This is a genomic window from Thiopseudomonas sp. SA1F2-1K (genome assembly GCF_057443035.1).
Genome location: NZ_CM172014.1, coordinates 1,459,201 through 1,480,949, shown reverse-complemented (window position 1 = coordinate 1,480,949; position 21,749 = coordinate 1,459,201). Strand labels below are relative to the sequence as shown.

At 48.2% G+C, this 21,749-nt stretch carries 21 protein-coding genes and 2 tRNA genes; 13 read left to right on the top strand and 10 right to left on the bottom strand.

The features are described 5' to 3' along the window. The first annotated feature begins 140 nt into the window (after positions 1–140). Entirely contained in the window at positions 141–1,187 is a 1,047-nt protein-coding gene (gene sohB, locus AC2T15_RS07120; protein ID WP_053105771.1) for a protease SohB, read from the top strand. 20 nt (positions 1,188–1,207) lie between these two features. After that, complete coding sequence (locus AC2T15_RS07115; protein WP_486777870.1) at positions 1,208–2,200, top strand: YhdH/YhfP family quinone oxidoreductase; 993 nt, start codon at positions 1,208–1,210, stop codon at positions 2,198–2,200. Between the two features lie 85 nt (positions 2,201–2,285). On the opposite strand, the gene ychF is transcribed toward AC2T15_RS07115, so the two are convergent. The 8 genes from ychF to AC2T15_RS07075 all read right to left on the bottom strand — a co-directional run bounded on the left by ychF (position 2,286) and on the right by AC2T15_RS07075 (position 9,135). Then, positions 2,286–3,386, bottom strand: coding sequence for a redox-regulated ATPase YchF (gene ychF / locus AC2T15_RS07110; RefSeq protein ID WP_486777869.1), 1,101 nt, complete (start codon positions 3,384–3,386; stop codon positions 2,286–2,288). Positions 3,387–3,406: 20 nt separating this feature from the next. Further along, positions 3,407–3,991: an aminoacyl-tRNA hydrolase gene (pth, locus tag AC2T15_RS07105; RefSeq protein ID WP_053099791.1), complete on the bottom strand. Its 585-nt coding sequence runs from the start codon at positions 3,989–3,991 to the stop codon at positions 3,407–3,409. A 38-nt stretch (positions 3,992–4,029) separates the two neighbouring features. Continuing rightward, positions 4,030–4,677 (bottom strand): 50S ribosomal protein L25/general stress protein Ctc, encoded by a 648-nt coding sequence (locus AC2T15_RS07100; protein WP_053102576.1) that lies wholly within the window; start codon positions 4,675–4,677, stop codon positions 4,030–4,032. Between the two features lie 121 nt (positions 4,678–4,798). Next, positions 4,799–5,743, bottom strand: coding sequence for a ribose-phosphate pyrophosphokinase (locus AC2T15_RS07095; RefSeq protein WP_053099789.1), 945 nt, complete (start codon positions 5,741–5,743; stop codon positions 4,799–4,801). An 84-nt stretch (positions 5,744–5,827) separates the two neighbouring features. Then, a tRNA-Gln gene (locus tag AC2T15_RS07090) sits at positions 5,828–5,902 on the bottom strand. Between the two features lie 8 nt (positions 5,903–5,910). Then, positions 5,911–6,771 (bottom strand): 4-(cytidine 5'-diphospho)-2-C-methyl-D-erythritol kinase, encoded by an 861-nt coding sequence (ispE, locus tag AC2T15_RS07085; protein WP_486777868.1) that lies wholly within the window; start codon positions 6,769–6,771, stop codon positions 5,911–5,913. A 22-nt stretch (positions 6,772–6,793) separates the two neighbouring features. Further along, entirely contained in the window at positions 6,794–7,405 is a 612-nt protein-coding gene (gene lolB / locus AC2T15_RS07080; RefSeq protein ID WP_486777867.1) for a lipoprotein insertase outer membrane protein LolB, read from the bottom strand. Then, entirely contained in the window at positions 7,405–9,135 is a 1,731-nt protein-coding gene (locus tag AC2T15_RS07075; RefSeq protein WP_486777866.1) for a tetratricopeptide repeat protein, read from the bottom strand. Before AC2T15_RS07075 ends, lolB begins: the two co-directional genes overlap by 1 nt. A gap of 380 nt (positions 9,136–9,515) precedes the next feature. Between AC2T15_RS07075 and hemA the strand changes: the two genes are divergently transcribed. The 11 genes from hemA (at position 9,516) to AC2T15_RS07020 (ending at position 21,172) form a co-directional block, all read left to right on the top strand. After that, positions 9,516–10,784, top strand: a complete 1,269-nt coding sequence (gene hemA, locus AC2T15_RS07070; protein WP_053102572.1) for a glutamyl-tRNA reductase — start codon at positions 9,516–9,518, stop codon at positions 10,782–10,784. After that, positions 10,781–11,863 (top strand): peptide chain release factor 1, encoded by a 1,083-nt coding sequence (gene prfA, locus AC2T15_RS07065; protein ID WP_053099784.1) that lies wholly within the window; start codon positions 10,781–10,783, stop codon positions 11,861–11,863. Before hemA ends, prfA begins: the two co-directional genes overlap by 4 nt. Before the next feature lie 5 nt (positions 11,864–11,868). Next, positions 11,869–12,717 (top strand): peptide chain release factor N(5)-glutamine methyltransferase, encoded by an 849-nt coding sequence (gene prmC, locus AC2T15_RS07060; protein ID WP_486777865.1) that lies wholly within the window; start codon positions 11,869–11,871, stop codon positions 12,715–12,717. A 33-nt stretch (positions 12,718–12,750) separates the two neighbouring features. Beyond that, positions 12,751–13,521, top strand: coding sequence for a molybdopterin-synthase adenylyltransferase MoeB (locus tag AC2T15_RS07055; protein WP_286593899.1), 771 nt, complete (start codon positions 12,751–12,753; stop codon positions 13,519–13,521). After that, positions 13,521–14,315, top strand: coding sequence for a glutamate racemase (gene murI, locus AC2T15_RS07050; protein ID WP_486777864.1), 795 nt, complete (start codon positions 13,521–13,523; stop codon positions 14,313–14,315). Before AC2T15_RS07055 ends, murI begins: the two co-directional genes overlap by 1 nt. A 38-nt stretch (positions 14,316–14,353) precedes the next feature. After that, positions 14,354–14,881: an acyloxyacyl hydrolase gene (locus AC2T15_RS07045; protein ID WP_486777863.1), complete on the top strand. Its 528-nt coding sequence runs from the start codon at positions 14,354–14,356 to the stop codon at positions 14,879–14,881. Positions 14,882–14,998: 117 nt separating this feature from the next. Then, complete coding sequence (locus tag AC2T15_RS07040; protein WP_486777862.1) at positions 14,999–16,369, top strand: MFS transporter; 1,371 nt, start codon at positions 14,999–15,001, stop codon at positions 16,367–16,369. A gap of 48 nt (positions 16,370–16,417) precedes the next feature. After that, a complete protein-coding gene (gene xerD / locus AC2T15_RS07035; RefSeq protein WP_286638880.1) occupies positions 16,418–17,311 on the top strand; it encodes a site-specific tyrosine recombinase XerD in 894 nt (297 codons plus the stop codon). Positions 17,312–17,509: 198 nt separating this feature from the next. Beyond that, entirely contained in the window at positions 17,510–18,814 is a 1,305-nt protein-coding gene (locus AC2T15_RS07030) for a homoserine dehydrogenase (protein ID WP_486777861.1), read from the top strand. A 29-nt stretch (positions 18,815–18,843) separates the two neighbouring features. Beyond that, a complete protein-coding gene (thrC, locus tag AC2T15_RS07025) occupies positions 18,844–20,253 on the top strand; it encodes a threonine synthase (protein ID WP_486777860.1) in 1,410 nt (469 codons plus the stop codon). A 175-nt stretch (positions 20,254–20,428) separates the two neighbouring features. After that, positions 20,429–21,172, top strand: coding sequence for an outer membrane beta-barrel protein (locus tag AC2T15_RS07020; RefSeq protein ID WP_486777859.1), 744 nt, complete (start codon positions 20,429–20,431; stop codon positions 21,170–21,172). A gap of 116 nt (positions 21,173–21,288) precedes the next feature. Here AC2T15_RS07020 and AC2T15_RS07015 read toward each other — a convergent pair. Together AC2T15_RS07015 and AC2T15_RS07010 are read right to left on the bottom strand one after the other, a co-directional pair. Continuing rightward, positions 21,289–21,365: transfer RNA gene (locus tag AC2T15_RS07015), tRNA-Val, on the bottom strand. Positions 21,366–21,416: 51 nt separating this feature from the next. Then, positions 21,417–21,740, bottom strand: coding sequence for a hypothetical protein (locus AC2T15_RS07010; protein ID WP_053099774.1), 324 nt, complete (start codon positions 21,738–21,740; stop codon positions 21,417–21,419). Positions 21,741–21,749: the final 9 nt, after the last annotated feature.

Here is a 21,749-nt window from a genome sequence, read left to right as displayed (position 1 = left end):
ACGATTGTTTGAAAAATCATTATTTTGTCTAATCTATTTGTGACATTTTCATGGATTTAAGCAGTGTGGCAGATAAAAAATGAACAAGTGGCAAGGCTCACGTATCATGGTTGGCTGTTTACCTTGAACTAGGAAGTAATATGGCCTTCGTGTACGAATATTTAGTTTTTTTAGCTAAGGTTGGCACCTTGTTGTTAGCCTTGGTCTTGCTCTTGTCGTTAGTGCTAGGTGCCCGCGGGCGAGGACGTGGCGAAGCGCAAGGTGAGTTAGAAGTGATTAGTTTTAATGAGCACCTCGAAGACTTACAAGATACCCTTGAGCACGAAGTGCTTGATAAGGATGAGCTCAAGCGCAAGCATAAGCAGCTCGCCAAACAAGAGAAAACAGCGAAAAAACAAGCCAAAGCCAACACTCAAGCCAGCACTGGCACTGCGCGGGTGTTTGTCATGGACTTTGATGGTGATATTAAAGCTTCAGAGAGTGATAATTTACGTGAAATGATTACCGCAGCGCTGACTATTGCAACAGCGCAAGATGAAATTGTGCTGCGTTTAGAAAGTGCCGGCGGCATGGTGCACAGTTATGGTTTAGCGGCTTCCCAGCTGGCACGAATTAAGCAAGCAGGTGTGCCTTTAACCATTTGTGTCGATAAGGTAGCGGCCAGCGGTGGCTATATGATGGCCTGTATTGGTGACCGTATTTTATCAGCCCCTTTTGCGATCTTAGGCTCGATTGGCGTGGTGGCTCAGGTGCCTAATATTCATCGCTTATTAAAAAAACATGATGTCGATGTTGAGCTATTAACTGCTGGCAAGTATAAGCGTACGCTGACCATGCTAGGAGAAAATACTGAAGAAGGACGGCAGAAGTTTGTTGAGGAGTTAGAGGTCACCCATCAACTATTTAAGCGCTTTGTCAGCGATTATCGACCGAGCCTTGATATTGAGCAAATTGCTACCGGTGAAACTTGGCTAGGGCTAGATGCCAAGCCGCTGAATTTAGTGGATGAGGTGATGACCAGTGAAGAGTATTTAGTCACACAGGCGAAAGAAAAATCGGTGTATTTGTTGCGCTTTACGCGCAAACAAAAGCTGGCGCAGAAATTAGGGGTAGCTGCTGGCAGCGTGTTTGATACACTTTGGAGCAAGCTACTCAAACTTAATCAAGAGCAACGCAGCGGGCAATAGCTGCTGACTAAGGAGTTATTATGAAGCACTTTAAGGCGTTATGGGTTACTGAAACCCCTGAATTTAAGCAGCAAATTATCGAGCGTTCAGTAGCCGACTTACCTGAGGGCGAGCTGCTGATTAAGGTGGAATACTCCTGTTTAAACTATAAAGATGCGTTGTCGGCTTCGGGTAATCGTGGTGTGACCAAGCATTATCCCCATACACCCGGGATTGATGCCGCAGGTACAGTGGTTGAATCCAGTGTGGCTAATTTTCAGCCAGGCACCGAAGTGATTGTCACTGGTTATGATTTAGGGATGAATACCGCCGGCGGCTTGGCTGGTTATATTCGGGTGCCAGCGGCGTGGGCGATTAAACGCCCGGCGGGCTTAACCGCGCAGCAGGCAATGAGTTATGGCACCGCTGGACTAACGGCTGGCTTGTGTATTAATAAGCTGTTAAAAGCCGGCTTAACGCCTGAACAGGGCCCAGTATTAGTCACAGGGGCTACGGGTGGCGTCGGTAGTATTGCGGTGGCGCTACTGAGTAAATTAGGCTTTAAGGTGGCTGCAGTCACCGGTAAAGCAGAGCAGGCAGAGTGGTTGCACAGCCTAGGGGCGGAGCAGGTGCTGAGCCGTGAACAACTGGCCGAAGGCTTAAATAAGCCATTACTACGCCCAGTTTGGGCGGGAGTGGTAGATACCGTAGGTGGTGATCTGCTGTTTAATGCGATTAAAGCTTTGAACTACGGTGCCAGTGCTGCCTGCTGTGGCTTAACTGCCGGGGTTAATTTTGATGCTAGCGTTTTGCCATTTATTTTACGTGGCGTGAATTTGCTGGGGGTGGACTCTGTTGAGCTACCGTTAGCAGAAAAACAAGCGGTATGGGATAAGTTAGCTGCGGAGTGGAGTGTGCCTGCTTTAGAGCAATTGGTCACTGAAATTAGCTTAGAGCAAGTGCCAGCGGCGATTAGTCAAATCTTGTCAGGGCTACATACTGGGCGGATGTTAGTGAAGTTGGGCGATCATTAAGTACGGTCAGTTTGGCTAAAGCAAAGGGCGAGTGATGTTGAGTCACTCGCCCTCGTTTATGCTTAAGTCTTTAGCTGGCAGTGCTTTAGACGTTAAATCTAAAGTGCATTACATCGCCATCTTTAACGATGTATTCCTTGCCTTCTAAGCGCCATTTTCCTGCCTCTTTAGCACCGGCTTCGCCTTGGTACTGAATGAAGTCGTCGTAGCTGATCACTTCGGCACGAATAAAGCCTTTTTCAAAGTCAGTATGGATCGCCGCGGCAGCGCGGGGCGCAGTAGCGCCTACTTTAGTGGTCCAGGCACGTACTTCTTTAACCCCGGCGGTAAAGTAGGTTTGTAGATCGAGCAGCTGATAGCCAGCGCGAATCACACGATTTAAGCCGGGCTCTTCAAGGCCAAGCGCTTCTAAGAACATATCTTTTTCTTCGCCGTCTTCAAGCTCGGCAATTTCGGCTTCAATTTTATTGCACACTGGCACTACTACAGCGCCTTCTGCCTCAGCAATGGCGCGTACAGTGTCTAGATGTGGGTTATTCTCAAAGCCATCTTCCGCTACGTTGGCAATGTACATCACCGGCTTGCTGGTTAGTAAGTGAAAGCCGCGCACAATGCGTTTTTCTTCATCGCTTAAGTCTTTGATTAGGCTACGCGCTGGCTTGCCATCGGTAAAGTGTGCTTGTAGCCTTTCTAACAGGGCTTTTTGCGCTACTGCATCCTTATCACCGCCTTTAGCTGTGCGGACCACTTTTTGCAGTTGTTTTTCAACGCTATCGAGGTCAGCAAAAATGAGTTCAAGGTCAATGATTTCAATGTCGCGCTTAGGGTCAACGCTGTTGGAAACGTGGATAATGTTATCGTCTTCAAAGCAGCGCACCACATGGGCGATGGCATCCGTCTCGCGGATATTAGCTAAAAACTTGTTACCTAGACCTTCACCTTTAGAGGCACCGGCAACTAAGCCAGCAATATCAACGAACTCCATGGTGGTGGGGAGTACACGCTCGGGCTTAACAATTTCAGCTAAGGCGCTGAGGCGTGGATCTGGCATTGGCACTACACCGCTGTTAGGCTCAATGGTACAGAAGGGGAAGTTTTCGGCAGCAATGCCTGATTTAGTTAATGCATTAAATAAAGTGGATTTACCAACGTTTGGTAATCCAACGATGCCACAATTAAATCCCATAATGGGTCCCTCGGGAAAAGTCAGGCCTTTTGGCTGTGCAGCTGTTGCATAGCGCGCGACAGGTTGCCGTCAAGAAGATCTGGCAGCACGCCAAGGGCAAAATCAATACTGGATGCTAATTGCTCTTGTTCAGTACGTGGAGCACGACTGAGTACATAGTTGCTTACTTGGCTGCTATGACCAGGGTGGCCAATGCCTAAGCGTAAGCGGAGGAAATTATTTTGGTTGCCAAGGCTGGCGATAATATCACGTAGTCCATTGTGACCGCCGTGACCACCACCTTGCTTGAGTTTGGCTACACCAGGTGGCATATCAAGCTCATCATGGGCGACGAGAATTTCTTCTGGCTTAATTCGAAAAAAATTTGCCAAGCTGCTCACCGCTTGTCCGCTACGATTCATATAAGTGGTAGGAATTAGCAGACGAATATCTTGGCCCTTATGGCTAAATTTAGCGGTTAAGCCAAAATATTTTTTTTCAGGTGCCAAATTAACACCCATATGCCTAGCCAGTAATTCAACAAAAAGAGCCCCAGCGTTATGCCGAGTCTGGTCGTACTCTGGGCCAGGGTTACCAAGTCCAACGATCAGTTTCACAGCAGTCACAATGGGGCTCCTCTTAGATTTAGCTAAGCAAGAGAGGATTAGTCCTCTTTAGCTTCTTCAGCTGCAGGTGCTTCTTCTGCGCCTTCTACCGCTTCTTCCTCTTCTTCCTCAGCACGTGGAGGTTGAACAGTGGCGATCGGTAAATCGTTTTCGTTGGTTAATGCAACGAATTCAACACCTTTAGGCGCTGCGATTTGTGATAAGTGCAGGGTTTCGCCCACTTCAAGGTTGAGTACGTCAACTTCGATTGCTTCTGGTAAATCTTGTGGTAAGCAAGAAACTTCTAGCTCAGGGGTTGAGCGCAGTAAGTCACCACCACCTAATTTAACACCTACGCACTCTTCTTCGTTCAGGTAGTGAACCGGTACGATAGCGGTGAGTACTTGACCTGCGATTACGCGAATGAAGTCAGCGTGCATCACAAAGCCTTTAGATGGGTGACGTTGTAAGTCTTTGATCAATACCAGTTGATCTTTACCATCTAACTTTAAGGTTAAGATGCTGCTGAAAGCGGCTTCGTTTAACAGTAGTTTAGCGACTTCGCGAGTTTCTAAGCTTACAGATAAAGGAGCTTCTTCACCGCCGTAGATCACAGCAGGAATTAAGTTAGCGTTACGACGTAGGCGGCGGCTCGCACCTTTCCCTAAGTCGTTACGTGCAGTAACGTTTAGCGTAAATTCAGACATGGGTATCTCCATAAAAACACTGTCACTAAAACTTGCGACCAGTTTTTAGTGCAGGGTTGTAAAGACCAGCCAAACATCAGTTAACAGTTTGGCTGGCGGTTAAATCAGTTCGATGCTTTGTTTATGAGCGAAACATCGCGCTGATGGATTCTTCGTTACTGATACGGCGAACCGCTTCAGCGACTACTGGTGCAATATCCAGCTGGCGGATTCTACCACAGGCTTGTGCAGCTGCAGACAGTGGGATGGTATTAGTAATAACTAATTCATCTAGCTGTGAGCCGGTAATATTCTCAATTGCTCGCCCCGACAGAATCGGGTGAGTGCAGTAGGCTAATACCTTTTGCGCACCACGGTCTTTCAACGCTTGAGCTGCGGTGCATAAGGTGCCGGCTGTATCCACCATGTCATCCACCAAAATACAGGTGCGGTCTTGGACATCACCAATAATATGCATGACTTCTGATTGGTTCGCTTTAGGGCGACGCTTGTCAATAATGGCAAGGTCAACGCCTAAGGATTTAGCAACGGCACGGGCACGTACCACGCCACCAATATCGGGCGAAACAATCATGGTGTTTTCAAAGCGTTGGGCTTGGATATCGTCAACTAATACCGGCGAGCCGTAAATATTATCGACTGGAATATCAAAGAAGCCTTGGATTTGGTCAGCGTGTAAGTCAACCGTGAGCACGCGGTCTACGCCTACGCCGGTTAGCATATCAGCCACTACTTTGGCACTGATTGCAACCCGTGCAGAGCGCGGACGACGGTCTTGGCGTGCATAACCGAAGTAGGGCACAACCGCAGTAATGCGCGAAGCGGAAGAACGACGGAAGGCGTCAATCATCACGATAAGCTCCATGAGGTTATCGTTAGTTGGCGCACACGTTGGCTGAATTAAGAACACGTCTTTACCACGAACGTTTTCGTTAATTTCAACGCTGACTTCACCGTCAGAGAATTTACCTACGGACACATCGCCCAAAGGAATATGTAGTTGTTGCGCGACGCGGCGCGCTAAGTCGGGGTTTGCGTTCCCCGTAAAGATCATCATCTTGGACACGCGCAGTACCTGTTACTGAGGGTGGGCCTGACGAAAAAAACCTTCGAGACTTCGCTTTCGCGAAACCTCGAAGGTTTCGTAATGTGGCAGGGGCGGCTGGATTCGAACCAACGCATGGCAGGATCAAAACCTGCTGCCTTACCGCTTGGCGACGCCCCTAAAGGGTTTTACCCAAGTTCTTTTAGTTTATTAAGCTGGCGATGCGTAACCGAAGTGTTGGCACCTTTAGCAATAAAGTAGGGGAGAGAGTTAGGTAGTGTTTTGGCAGCGCTTTCTGCTGCTGCTTGACTTGGAAAACTTCCAAATACACAGCTACCAGTTCCTGTTAACTTTGCTTGGCAGACTCGACCAAGTAAGTTTAGTGCTTCATGCACTTCAGGGTATAACTTCTCGACTACAGCTTGGCAATCATTACGATGACCTTGCTCAAGAACGGTGCGTATAGTAATCGGCTGACTATCCCTTGTCAACTCAGGGGCGGAAAATACCTCAGCGGTACTAATGCAGACCTTAGGCGTTACCACTAAAAACCAGGGTTCCGGTAACACTAAAGGAGTCATTTGCTCACCGACGCCTTCGGCAAAACAGGCCTGACCTTGAATAAACACAGGCACATCCGCGCCTAATTGTAAGCCTAGCTGGGCCAGCTCAGTGAGGGATAGCTGACACTGCCAAAGGTGATTGAGCGCCAGTAACGTAGTGGCAGCATTGGAGCTGCCGCCACCCACACCGCCGCCCATTGGCAGTTGTTTATTTAGCCAGATTTCAGCGCCTTGCTGAGCATTGCTGTGCTGTTGTAGCAGATGCGCCGCACGTAAAATGAGGTTCTGCTCAGGCAGGACACCGGGTAACGGGTCATGCAGGATCAGTTGATGATCAGTGCGCAGCTTAAATTGCATGCTGTCGCCATAGTCCAAAAACTGAAACACCGTTTGCAGTTGATGGTAACCATCAGCGCGCCGGCCGATAATATGCAGCATTAAATTAAGCTTGGCGGGAGAGGTTAGTGTGATGAGTGGCTGGGTCATGTTAACTCATTGTTCGGGCTTGTTATAACGCGCTTTGGGCGTTCCATTCTTTAATCACTAAGGTTAGTTGTAAGTTGTGGCCGCTCACTTTCATCCGTGTAGGCAGGGCGCCTTGAGCTTCAGACTCGTAGTCTAGGTAGTGAATGTCCCAGCCAGCTTGTTGTAGGCGGCTCAGGCGAGCGAACTCATCAAACTCAGTATGGGCAGCCAGTTTGGGCACAGGTAAGCCTTTAGCCCAAGATAATAAAAACTCTACTGGCAGTGACCAGCCTAACTCTTGCTGCATTAGGGTTTCTGCAGATTCGGCAACAAACGAGCCTTTGCTGCTAATGTCTAGGCGCACTCGGCCAGGTTGTCCAGATAGTCGGGTAGCGCCTTGGCCGAGTGGGCCGTTCAGGCGAATATCAAAATATTGCTGATCTTGGTACCAAGTTAGCAGTGCACTACCGGATTGAGCTGGGCTGCGTAGGCCTAATTTGCCGGATAAATTCCACTGGCTGATTGGGCGCACACTTTGTTCATGGGTCTGCCAAGTTAAAGCCGAATGACCTGTTGGCTGATCGGGCTTTGGGGTTAGGTTGGAACAACCAACGAGGGTTAAACCAAGTACGGCGAGTAATAAATATCTAAGCATTAGCGCTGATCTTTTCCGGTTAAACGTTGCAAGGTGTCTAAAACAATAGGGTGCTCAGGGCTTTCTTGTAAAGCTTGCTTTAATAATTTGCGTGCCTCACGTTGCTTATTGCGTTGCCAGAGTACCTCAGCTAAGTGCGCGGCTACTTCTGGATCAGGGTAAGCATGGTAGGCTTGGCGTAGCCAGTGTTCAGCTTCATCTAAACGGTCCAGTTTAAAGTACAGCCAGCCAAGAGAGTCTTGGGTGGCTGGCTCTTCTGGGTTGAGCTTATGCGCTTGCTCAATTAAGGTTTTGGCTTCTTCTAGACGCGGTGTTTGTTCGAGCAAGGTATAGCCTAGTGCATTCATTGCCATGGCATTGTTTGGCTCTAAACGTAAAATTAACTTTAAATCTTGCTCCGTTTGCTTGAGGTCACCGGCAGACTCTGCCAGCATCGCACGGCTATAAAGCAGTGGAATATCATCCGGATAATCGTTTAGGCCTTGGTTAATCAAAGTCCAAGCCGCTTCTGTAGCGTCATGCTCTTTGAGGCTAGCAACCTGTAGCATATACAGATCTACCGCTAGATCAGGATGACGTTGGCGCTGGAGTTCAGCGTAGGCCAAGGTGTCAGCAGTGGGTTGCAATTGCAGCATCAGCTCCATTACCCGCTGCTGAGCATTAAGAAAGTAAGGGCTGGGGGTAACGAGCTTATGTTCTTCTAGTGCAGCTTTATATTCTTGCATGCCCTCATAGGTGAGGCCTAAGTAAAAATGGGCGGCATCTACTAGTAGCTCATCGTCAATCAGTTGAGTTAAATACACCTCAGCTTCTTGCCAAGCTTCAAGGTCTAAATTGACTAAGCCCAAAGATAGACGAATGTCTTCATTCTCGGGGTAGCGATTGTGTAGATCTAAAAATTCACTGCGCGCCTCTTCTAAGCGCTCCAGCTCAATGAGTAGGCGAGCGTAGTTTAATCGTACGCGAATATCATTTGGCCGTAGCTCTGCTGCTTGTTTTAAGACCGGCACCGCCTCAGATTTTCGATCCAGTTGCGTCAATAATGAGGCTTGTAATAATAGGGGCGCGGTGTGCTGCGATGCAGCAGGGTGTCGCTGCAGTACTTTGAGGGCGCGCTCTGGGCGATCTGCTTGATTGAGCAGTAAGGCATACCCATAGATAATTTGTAAATTCTGCGGGTGTTTGCGGCTTAGCTGCTTAAAAGTGCCTAATAAATTTTGTAGGGTGCTGTCACTGGCTTGGCTGGCTGATAGCGCTAAAAAATCAAAGTTGGTTTCAGCGTCAGCTTGCAGCAATTGCTCCATGATGGTCATTGAGCGAGTAAGCTGTCCGTGACTGGCGAGCTGAATAGCGAATGCACGCTGGGCTTCTACGTCATCTGGGGCTGCTTGCGACCAAGTTTCTGCAGTGCTTAGTAGGTACTCAGAGGCATTCATGTACTCGGCGATAAAAAACGCACGCCGAGAAATTGCAGGATCTTTGGTAGCTTGTGCGGCTGCGCTATAGCTTTGCAGGGCGTAATCGAACTCTTCGCGTTGACCGGCAATTTCAGCCACTAATAGCGATAACAGGGTTTCTTCGGTAAAGCTTTTGCTGGCAGGTAGAGCCGCCACAGTGGCTGGAGTGTTGGTCGCGGCTTGCGCGGAAGGCTCCGTTGGCGGAGTAGAAGTTACCGCCTGGCAAGCGGCAAGGGCTAAGCAAAGAGGTAACAGCGTAAAAAGACGATTCATAGAGCCTGCATCACGTGTATTAGGTTATTGATCATGAAAGTGAACAGCCGCAGATAGCCGAATGCTGCCACTAAATCCATGCACGGTGAATTTTATCAGAGAAAAAACACAGGGCTAAGTTCAGGTGCAACAGATTCTAGCCACAATTCAGTGTCTTTGCATAATAGCGTACAGAGTTTGTTTCACTAAGCTATGAGACGCGAGTTGTGTCGCTGAAGACACCTTAACCCTAGTAGAAATTCTGCGGTTACCCGAAAACCTAGAGAGTGTGTAAAATACCTCGTTTAGTCTTTTATGTTGAAGTTAATCAGGGGGAGGTTGTTCTGAGCGGTTGAAAGTAGGAGAATTACCCACTTTATTTAACTGTTTAGCGACTGTACATGGCTTTTATTGCTCTAGGTATTAATCATAAAACAGCCTCGGTTGAGGTGCGTGAGCGCGTGGCGTTTGGTCCTGATCAATTGGTTGGGGCTTTACAGCAACTGTGCCAGCACGTTAAGGGGCGAGAAGCGGCTATTCTGTCAACCTGTAACCGCAGTGAGCTGTATTTAGATGTAGAGCAGATTAACCCTGAATCAATTTTGCAGTGGTTGGCTGAATACCATCAGTTAGAGTTTGCCGACTTAGCAAAGTGTGCTTATGTTTACACCGATAAAGAAGCGGTACGGCACATGATGCGGGTGGCCTGTGGCTTAGATTCTTTGGTGTTGGGCGAGCCACAAATTTTGGGGCAAATTAAAGACTCCTATAACTACGCGCGTGATGCAGGAACTATGGGGCCTTTACTGGGACGTTTGTTTCAGGCCACCTTTAGCACGGCCAAAACTGTACGTACTGATACGGCTATTGGCGAGAACCCAGTCTCAGTAGCTTTTGCGGCAGTCAGTTTGGCTAAGCAAATTTTTAGTGACTTATCGACCAGTAGGGCACTGTTAATTGGTGCTGGTGAAACCATTAGCTTGGTGGCCCGTCATTTACATGAGCAGGGCGTGAAAAAAATTGTGGTGGCCAACCGTACTTTAGCGCGTGCTGAAGAGCTGGCCCAAGAGTTTGCTGGCGAGGCGGTTTTATTATCTGATATTCCCGATGAGCTGGTTAAAAGCGATATTGTGATCAGTTCAACCGCCAGTCAGTTGCCTATTTTAGGTAAAGGCGCGGTTGAGCGTGCACTAAAACAACGCAAACACCAACCCATTTTTATGGTGGATATTGCCGTACCCCGTGATATTGAAGCTGAGGTTGGTGAGCTCAGTGATGTGTATTTATACAGTGTCGATGATCTACATGAAGTAGTTAGCGAAAACTTAAAAAGCCGCCAAGGCGCAGCGAAGGCTGCAGAAGATTTAGTGGTACGTGGCGCTCAAGACTTTATGCAGCGGCTACGAGAGTTGAGTGCAGTTGATGTACTGCGGGCATTTCGTCAGCAAGGCGAGCAGTTACGTGATGAAGAGTTAGAGAAAGCCCAACGCTCGTTAGCCAATGGTACACCTGCAGAGGAAGTGCTGGCGCAGTTAGCCCGTGGGTTAACTAACAAATTTTTACATGCACCCAGTGTGCAGCTTAAACGCTTGACAGCCGATGGGCGCAATGAAGCGCTGAACTTGGCTCAGGAATTATTTGGACTTAATACGGGTGAACCCAGCAAATGAAAGCGTCATTAGTGAAAAAACTGGAGATTCTTCAAGATCGATTTGAAGAATTAACCGCCATGCTGGGCGATGCACAAATTATCAGCGATCAAGAGCAGTTTCGTGCCTGCTCTAAAGAGTACGCTGAGGTTGAGCCAGTGGTTAAAACGTTTCAAGACTGGAAAGACAATCAAGCCAATCTTGCCGAGGCACAATTACTGTTAAAAGACAGCGATCCAGAAATGCGTGAGATGGCGGAAGAAGAAGCCGCAACCGCTAAACAGCAGATCGAGCAATTAGAAGATGAGCTGCAACGCTTAATGTTGCCAAAAGACCCCAATGATAGTCGTAACGTGTTTTTAGAGGTGCGTGCGGGTACCGGTGGGGACGAAGCAGCTATTTTTGCTGGCGACTTATTTCGCATGTATTTACGCTACGCTGAAAACCAAGGCTGGCGGGTAGAAATTTTGTCGGAGCATGAGGGCGAGCACGGCGGCTATAAAGAAGTAATTGCGCGGGTTGAAGGCAATAATGTGTACGGTCAGCTCAAGTTTGAATCCGGTGCGCACCGCGTGCAGCGAGTGCCAGAGACCGAATCTCAAGGCCGCGTGCATACCTCTGCCTGTACCGTAGTGATTCTGCCTGAGCCAGATGAGCAAGCGGCGATTGAAATTAACCCGGCCGATTTACGGATTGATACCTACCGCGCCTCAGGCGCTGGTGGTCAGCACGTTAACAAAACAGACTCTGCGGTACGTATTACTCACTTACCCACGGGTACGGTGGTGGAGTGTCAGGAAGAGCGCTCACAGCATAAAAACCGAGCGCGGGCCATGGCCTGGTTAGCGGCTCGTTTAGAAGATCAGCAAAGTAGCGCTGCTCAACAAGAAATTTCTGATACGCGTCGTTCTTTAGTGGGGTCGGGCGATCGCTCAGAGCGTATTCGTACCTATAACTATCCGCAGGGTCGAGTCACTGATCATCGCATTAACCTTACGCTCTATTCATTAGCGGATGTGATTAATGGTGAGTTAGAGCAAGTGTTGGCCCCTCTGTTGCTGGAGTACCAAGCCGATCAATTAGCGGCTTTAGGCGACTGATTGTAATGCTAACCACCATTCAGACGCTGCTTACGCAAAGCAGCGCAGTGATTGAGTCAGACACTGCGCAGTTAGATGCTGAGTTATTGCTGTGTCAGGTGCTGGGCAAGCCACGTAGCTATTTGTTTGCGTGGTCAGAGCAAGTGCTGACTGCCGAGCAGTTGGCACACTTTGAGCAGTTGTTGGCGCGGCGAGTGGCCGGGGAGCCGATTGCCTATATTGTGGGTAAACAAGGTTTTTGGAGCCTCGACTTAAGCGTTGAGCCCAGTACTTTGATTCCTCGTGCAGATACTGAAACCTTGGTCGAGCAAGCGCTGCAACTGCCCTTAAAGGCGCAGGCAGAAGGGCTACAGGTGTTGGATTTAGGTACAGGTACGGGCGCCATTGCCTTGGCTCTAGCGAGTGAGCGCCCAAACTGGCAAGTGACAGGAGTGGATCGCGTGCCTGAAGCGGTGGCTTTAGCGCAGCAAAATCAGCAACAAGTGGGCTTAACTAATGCGCGCTTTTTAACCAGTGACTGGTTTGAATCACTGGCTGGAAGTCGTTACCAGTTGATTGTCAGTAATCCGCCCTATATTGCGGAGCAGGATCCCCATTTAGCCCAAGGCGATGTGCGCTTTGAGCCGATTTCTGCGCTGACTTCAGGCGCTGATGGGCTAGACGATATCCGCCATATTATTCAGCAGGCGCCTAAGTATTTAGCTAGACACGGTTGGCTACTGTTGGAACATGGTTATGATCAAGCCGAAGCGGTGCAAGCCTTGATGTTGGCACAAGGTTTTTTAGCGGTTGAGACTAAGCAAGATCTAGGACGTAATGATCGTATTACCTTCGGGCAGTGGTGCATAAACTAAGCATTGCAGAGGGCATTTAGAGGTGTGAGTTCCATGTTAAGCGATGCTGAGTTACTGCGTTACAGTCGTCAAGTGCTGCTGCAGCAGGTTGATATTGAAGGGCAGTTGGCGCTAAAAAATAGCACGGTGTTGATTGTTGGCTTAGGTGGTCTAGGCTCTCCTGTGGCTTTGTATTTAGCAGCAGCGGGAGTGGGACGTTTATTATTAGCTGATTTTGATCGGGTCGATCACACCAATTTACAGCGGCAAATTTTGCACTCCACAGAAACAGTTGAGCAGCTAAAAACTGAGTCGGCCCAAGCGCGTTTACGGGCACTTAATCCAGAAATTGTGCTGCACAGCATTGATCAGCAACTGGATGCAGACAGCTTGGCGGCGTGGGTGCAGCAGGCGACGATCGTTTTAGATTGTACGGATAATTTTTTAATTCGTGAGCAGCTCAATCAAGTCTGTATTGCCCAGCAAACACCTTGGATTAGTGGGGCGGCGATTCGTTTGCATGGTCAGCTTACGGCATTTGACCCCAGAGTTGACAATAGCCCTTGTTATTTTTGTTTGTATGGGGCCGGTGATGAGCAACAGCTGACCTGTAGTGAAGCCGGAGTGTTGGGGCCATTGGTAGGCACGATTGGTAGCTTGCAAGCTTTAGAAACGATCAAGCAACTGGTTGGATTTGGTCGCTCAATGGTCGGGCGCCTGTTATTGGTTGACGGCCTGACTACCGAATTTCGCGAGCTAAAAGTTAAACGTGATCCTGAGTGTCCGGTCTGTGCTACCACTCATGGGTCGTTAGGCGTCAAGTAATGCAAGCGCCAATTGGGATTTTTGATTCTGGGGTAGGTGGCTTATCGGTATTAACCGAGGTGCAAGCGTTATTACCCAATGAGCGTTTAATTTATATTGCCGATAGTCACTACTTGCCTTATGGCGATAAGCCCAATGCGTTAGTGATTGAACGCAGTGTAAAACTAACCGAATACCTGTTAGCGCAGCAAGCTAAAGCAGTTATTGTTGCCTGTAATACCGCTACGGCTGCCGCAGCGGGGTATTTACGGGAGTGTTGGCCAGAGCTACCTATTATTGGCTTGGAGCCTGCGGTTAAGCCAGCTGCTAGCTACAGCAAGCAAGGAAAAATTGGCGTTTTGGCGACGCAAGGCACTTTGTCTAGCCAGCGTTTTGCTTCGTTATTAGAGCGTTATGCCGCCACACTTGAAGTAGTTAGTCAGCCTTGCATAGGCTTGGCAGATCAAATTGAGCGTGGGCTACTCAGCACCAGCGAGACCCGCGCGCTATTAGAACGCTACCTGCAACCTATTCAGCAGGCGGGGTGCGATGCTTTAGTCTTGGGTTGTACCCATTACCCCTTTATCAAGCCTTTGCTGGAAGAGTTACTAGATGATTCGATTAAGGTATTTGATACGGGGCCAGCGATTGCTCGGCAGCTGCGTACAGTTTTGTTTCAACGTGGACTGTTAGCTGATCAGTCAAGCGCTCACTTACCAGCGTTTTATACCACCGGCTGGCCCGCACAATTTGAACAGGTATTGCATCTATTGTTAAACATACGTACTGCCGTGCAGCCGTTGTCACTGGAGTGATGGCGCAGCAGATATTTTATGATTGAGGAGTAAGATCTATGCAGCACATACCACTAAAAAAATCTTTAGCCTCATTGCTTGGGGCATTGCTAAGCCTATATTGCCTACCAGCCAATGCGCTGGATGTTACTGCTGCAGTGGGCTTTACCGGTGAGTCTACTTGGACGTTAAGATTAGCTGCCCAGTCAGAATTTAAGCGCAGCTGGTGGGTCACCGATACAGGGCAGTTATCAGGGTATTGGGATGGTGCTTACACCTATTGGCAAGGCGACAAGACGGTAGACAATCACAGTTTGTCGCTGAGTCCGGTTTTTCGCTACGAATTTAATGCACGTGTAGTGAAGCCTTATGTCGAAGCGGGTATCGGTTTAGCTGCTTTTAGTAAGACTCGTTTAGAAAAGCAAAAGCTCAGCACGGCTTTGCAGTTTGAGGACCGCATCGGTATGGGGCTACGTTTTGCCCAGCAAGAAGTTGGGGTGCGGGTGATCCATTACTCGAATGCGGGAATTAAGCGGCCCAATGATGGGGTGGAAAACTACACGGTGCATTATCGAATGTATTTTTAAGTGTGGCTGCTGGTCCAAAACTTGGCGCGTAATTAGCTGAAGTAAGCTGGATGATGGGTGAACAATCGGCGAAACTGTTGTCCATCTCTGATTCAGTCATTGTTGAAGGAGTAGAGTATGCGTCAACCCTGTCCGGATGGATTGGCTACCCCGCAACGCTATGGGGCAATAGTCGCGATTGGCTTGGGGATTATGCTATCGGTGCTGGATGGCACCATTGTCAACGTGGCGTTACCCACAGTTACCCGTGAACTCCAAACCACCGAGGCCCACTCGATTTGGGCCGTAAATGCCTTCCAGCTGGCGGTTTTAATTAGTCTGCTGCCTTTGTCATCGCTGGGTGATCGATTGGGTTACCATCGCATTTACTTAACCGGTATTGTCAGTTTTATTTTTACCTCATTACTTTGTGGTTTTGCTCCCAGTTTAGGCTCCTTGGTTGCAGCTCGCACCCTGCAGGGCGTTTCAGCTGCAGCAGTGATGAGTGTCAATACAGCTTTAGTGCGGCAAATTTATCCAAAGGCAAAGCTTGGGCGTGGGATGGCGATTAACTCATTGGTCGTCGCTTTATCGGCTGCCGCAGGGCCGAGTATCGCCGCTGCGGTGTTGTCCGTTGCTAGTTGGCACTGGTTATTTTGGATTAATGTGCCAGTTGGATTAGCTGCTGCTATTTTATCCTTTAAGTTTTTACCACGACGGATTCCACAGAAGCCAGAGCATGCTTACGATTACTTAGGCGCGGTATTTAATGCGTTAACTTTTGGCTTGTTCTTCTTAGCTGTCAGTGGATTAGCGCATCAACTAAGCAGTGGCTTAATTGTCGGTGCAGTTGTGGGTTGTGGGTTGATCGGCACTCTTTTTGTGCGTCAGCAGCAAGGCTCAAGCGTGCCATTATTACCTTTGGATTTATTGCGTATACCTATTTTTCGCTTATCAATTATTACTTCCATGAGTTCCTTTACTGCGCAGATGTTGGTCATGATTTCCTTGCCTTTCTATTTGCAGGGGGTATTGCAGCGCGGTGTGGTTGAGACGGGGCTTTTATTAACGCCTTGGCCAATTGCGGTGATGATTGTGGCGCCGATCGCTGGGCGTTTAGTGGGTAAGGTGCATGCTGGAATTTTGGGGGCCTTAGGTTTGGCTCTGTTTGCATTAGGCTTAGGCCTGTTGGCGGTGTTAGGTGAGCAAGTGAGCAATGCCGACTTTGCTTGGCGGGTGGCACTCTGTGGGGCAGGCTTTGCGCTCTTTCAATCGCCTAATAATTACACCTTAATTAGTTCGGCTCCGGCTAATCGCAGTGGCGGTGCCAGCGGTATGCTTGGTACGGCGCGCCTCACTGGGCAAACCTTGGGCGCTTCTTTGGTGGCCTTATTGTTTACTTGGTATCCGGCAAATGCCGGGCAACTTGCAATTAGTGTAGCCTGTGGCTTGGCAGTGTTAGGGGCAGTATTAAGTGCGTTGAGAATTCGCCAGCGAATTCCTAGTTAAGCAGGTGATAAATATAAGTTATGAATCAAAACCTAGGGTTAGAAAAATATGGCTGCAGCAGAGCTAATTGAGCGTTATTTAGATGCGCTTTGGTTACAGCGAGGGTTGGCAAAAAATACTCGGATGGCTTATCGCACCGATCTGTTGCAGTTTGCCAGTTGGCTGGCACAGTCACGGCAGCCTGAGCTGCAGCGAGTCAGTCGTGATCAACTATTGGCTTATTTAGCCTGGCGTTTGCAGCAAGGTTATAGCGCTCGCGCTACTGCTCGTTTTTTATCCAGTGTCCGTGGATTCTATGCTTTTTTACTTGAGCAGCGCTTGATTGACGAAGACCCCACACTATTGATTGACATGCCAAAGCTAGGGCGCGCCTTGCCAGATACCTTAACTGAGCAAGATGTAGAACAATTATTGTCTGCTCCGGACTGTGAAGATACCTTGGGCATGCGTGATCGTTGCATGCTTGAGGTACTGTACGCTAGTGGTTTGCGTGTCAGTGAGTTAGTGGCTTTGCGCCTAGATGAGCTCAATCTCCGTCAAGGTGTGATTCGAGTAATAGGTAAGGGTGGCAAGGAGCGCTTGGTGCCCTTAGGTGAGGAAGCAATTCAGTGGTTAGAGCGTTATTTGCAGCAAGTTCGACCTATTTTATTGGGGCTAAAACTATCGGATGTGGTATTTCCTAGTTTGCGTGGCAGTCAAATGACGCGGCAGACGTTTTGGCATCGAATTAAGCGCCATGCCGCTACTGCGGGAATCACCAAACCATTATCGCCGCACACCTTGCGACATGCATTTGCTACCCACTTGCTTAATCATGGTGCTGATTTGCGGGTGGTGCAAATGCTGCTAGGGCATACTGATCTGTCTACCACGCAAATTTATACCCATGTAGCTAATGTGCGCTTACAGCAATTGCATGCGCAACATCACCCGCGGGGATAAAACCGCTAATAACTGCTGTGATATTGTTCGTTAGCGGCGGAAATGTGGTAGGCTTTAGCGTTATTTTGCCAGAGCGCTCACTGCTGAGCGGTCAAGTATTTATCAGATTGCAAGGCGCGGCTAACGCGCCTGGCCTTAGGCTAAAACTATTAATCAATGGCGTATCCTGCGCTGTTACTGTCATGGGGATCAAACTGCGTGAAATCGGTCAAAGTAGGGATCTGTGGACTCGGCACTGTTGGTGGCGGAACTTTTAACGTTTTAAAGCGAAATGCAGAAGAAATTACGCGCCGTGCGGGCTGTGCTATTGAAGTGATTCAGGTAGCCACCCGTGCGCGTAACCCGCACTGCGATACCAGTAACACGCTGATTACCGATGATGTTTTTGCTGTAGTCACTAACCCTGAAGTCGATGTCGTGGTGGAATTAATCGGTGGCGATACTATCGCTAAAGATCTGGTGCTGCAGGCAATTGAAAACGGTAAGCATGTAGTGACTGCTAACAAAGCCTTGATTGCTTTACACGGTAATGAAATCTTCGCTAAAGCTCGCGAAAAAGGCGTGAGTGTTAGTTTTGAAGCTGCCGTAGCGGGCGGTATTCCAGTGATTAAAGCGATTCGTGAAGGCTTAGCCGGTAACCGGATTAATTGGTTAGCAGGTATTATTAACGGTACTGGTAACTTTATTTTAAGTGAGATGCGTGAAAAAGGCCGTGATTTTGCCGATGTGTTAGCCGAGGCTCAGGCTTTAGGTTATGCCGAAGCTGATCCTACGTTTGATGTGGAAGGCATTGATGCGGCGCATAAGCTCACTATTTTGGCCTCGATTGCCTTTGGGATTCCGTTACAGTTTGATAAAGCCTATACCGAAGGTATCACTCAGTTGACGACTGCTGATGTGAATTATGCTGAGGCCTTAGGTTATCGGATTAAGCATTTAGGCGTTGCACGCCGTACGGCCGACGGTATTGAGTTGCGGGTGCACCCGACGATGATTCCAGCCGATCGTTTGATTGCTAACGTCAATGGCGTGATGAATGCAGTCATGGTGAATGGCGATGCGGTCGGTAGCACCTTGTACTACGGTGCTGGTGCCGGCATGGAGCCCACTGCGTCAGCGGTAGTGGCAGATATTGTTGATGTGGCGCGTTCATTATCAATTGCTCCTGAAGCACGTGTACCGTATTTGGCCTTCCAAGACGATGCGCTTTCTAGCCATCCAATTTTACCGATAGAACAGTGTGAAAGCGCTTACTACTTGCGTATTCAAGCTCAAGATCATCCAGGCGTACTGGCTCAGGTAGCGAGTATTATGTCTGAGCGTGGTATAAATATAGAGTCAATCATGCAGCTTGAAGCTGAAGAGCAAGAAGGCTTAGTGCCAATGATTTTGGTTACCCATCGAGTCCAGGAGCAGTTGATTAACGAAGCTGTAACTGAGCTTGAAAAGCTCGACAGCATTTCTGGCGCGGTGGTCCGTATTCGCGTAGAGCAACTGGCCTAATCATCAATTATTTGGAGCATAGGTATCCCATGCGTTATATCAGTACTCGCGGTGCAGCCCCCGCGCTGAATTTTGAGGAAGTATTGCTGGCGGGTTTGGCCAGTGATGGCGGTTTGTATGTGCCAGAAAATTTGCCGCGTTTTACCGTGGAAGAGATGGCATCTTGGGCTGGTTTGCCTTACCACGAGCTCGCTTTCAATGTGATGCGGCCCTTTGTTGCAGGCTGTATTGAAGATGCTGATTTTAAAGCCATCTTAAAAGACACCTATGGTGTGTTTGAGCATGCAGCGGTAGCTCCTTTGCGTCAGTTAGCAGGTAATGAGTGGGTGATGGAATTATTCCATGGGCCGACCCTTGCGTTTAAAGACTTTGCTCTGCAATTGCTCGGTCGTCTGCTTGATCATGTGCTGACTAAGCGCGGTGAGCGGGTAGTGATTATGGGCGCTACCTCTGGTGATACCGGTTCTGCGGCTATTGAAGGCTGCCGTCGCTGTGAAAATGTTGATATTTTTATTTTGCACCCACATCAACGTGTTTCAGAAGTTCAGCGCCGGCAAATGACCAGCGCCATTAGCGATAACATTCATAATATTGCCATTGAAGGTAATTTTGATGATTGCCAAGAGATGGTAAAAGCCAGCTTTGCGGATCAGGGTTTTTTGAAGGGTACGCGCTTAGTGGCGGTGAACTCGATCAACTGGGCGCGAATCATGGCGCAAATTGTCTATTACTTCCATGCCGCAATCCAATTGGGCGCTCCTCAGCGCTCTGTGGCGTTCTCAGTGCCAACCGGTAACTTTGGTGATATTTTTGCCGGATACTTAGCGCGCAATATGGGGCTACCAATTAATCAACTGATTGTTGCGACTAACCGCAATGATATTTTGCATCGCTTTATGAGCGGTAATCGTTACGATAAAGATACTTTACATCCGACTTTATCACCGTCGATGGATATCATGGTGTCTTCTAACTTTGAGCGCTTACTGTTTGATATGCATGGTCGCAACGGTGCTTTGGTGGCCGAGCTGATGGATACTTTCCGCGCAACAGGAAAAATGTCGGTAGAAGATGACCGTTGGACTGAAACCCGTAAACTGTTTGATTCGCTAGCGGTGGATGATCAGCAAACCTGTGACATCATTGCTGAGGTTTATCAGCAAACTGGTGAGGTGTTGGATCCACACACCGCTATTGGAGTAAAATCTGCCCGTGAGTGCCGCCGTAGTGTATTAACTCCGATGGTGATTTTAGGTACAGCGCATCCAGTTAAATTCCCGGAGGCAGTTGAAAAAGCAGTGCCGAGTGTCAAATCAAAGTTGCCGCCTCATATGGCAGATTTGTTTGAGCGTGAAGAACGCTGCACGGTGTTAGCTAATGACTTAGCGGCAGTACAGGATTTTGTTGCGCAGCACGGAAACCGTGGAAATCCTTTATAAATCATAGCTTTAGTTAAACCCTATGCCAAGCCTGACTAAGATTATTAGTCGGGCTTTGTTGTTTTTTAAGCGAACTGATTCTCAGCTCATCAAGATTTTTTCTGAACTTTTTATGCAGGACTTTAGTCGGTATAGGTAGCTTCATACTAAATGAAACGAGCTAGGAGACAGATTTATGACGATGAAAAAAGTATTAATGGGTGCTTCTGCTGCCACGATTTTACTGGCCCCTTTCATGGCTCAGGCAGCTGATCCTATTTCTAATATTGGTTTAATGGGTAGCCATAACCGTTATAAGTTAACTTCAAAAATAGATAAGCTCGATAACTCTAAAGAGCGTATGCCTAAAGGCGGTATTTACTATAACTTTGGTAACAAGCTAACCGGTGAAGAGGGCTTTATTTACCAAGCGGGCGCTCATGCGCAGTACGGTAAAAAAGGTGATGTAAAAAACCGTGAGGTACAGCTGGATTTAGATGGTGGTTACCGTTTAAGTATTGACGAGCGTAACTATGTGGACGGTTTATTAGGTGTAGGTTACGAGCACAGCCGTTACGATGACAAAAAAGGCACCAATGTGCGTCTTACCAATAAGATGCCATTTGCGAAAGCAGGTGTTGGGTTTAACCACCAAGGCGATACGGTGCTGACCCGTTTAGAAGTGGGGTCACGTTACAATATTGATGCTACCACCAAGGTGCACGTACAAGGGCTAGGTAACGAAAAAGTAGACATGAAAAATAAGCATAATCCTTATGCCGAATTAACTTTCATGTGGGATAAAGGCTATAACGATCTACCCATTACTGCAGGTTTGTACTATACCCAGCACAATTATAAATTGAAAACTAAGCGTGACATCACAGGCTCAGAACTTAAGAATGATGAGTACGGTGTGAAAGTAGGTTTAGCGTTTTAAGACGGTTTAGTTGATTAAGAGTAAGCCTCAGTTCCTTCGTGTACTGAGGCTTTTTTATTGATTATAAAAAGTTGAGGTATAAAAAAAGCGCATTTACAGATGCGCTTTTTAATATTTGGTAGGCACAATTGGATTCGAACCAACGACCCCCACCATGTCAAGGTGGTGCTCTAACCAGCTGAGCTATGTGCCTATAATGGTCGCTTATTATATAGGGAATTTTCTGTGCGTCAAGTGCTGCGGTTTAGGCTTGCTTGCTAATCAGAGTCGAGGCAGTACTAAAGGTCACTTGAACCCGTGCTTGTTTATATTTTTTATCTAGCTGCAATTGTTGTAAGCAGTGGGGGCACAAGGTTTTTCGATATTGTTTAAGCAGTTCCTTAGTTAACGGAATCAGCTCGGGGTAAGCTGGAAATAAACTCTGGCATAGGGTTTGATCAGCTGGAAAAGTTAGATCCAGTTGGCGGGTGGCTAAGTGCAGGCGTGGCTCTTTACAGGCAAACAAGTCCAGTTGCTCGTCGGGAACAATAAGGAAATAAGCGTGGGTAGACCAAGACAAGCGTGACATAGCGACTCC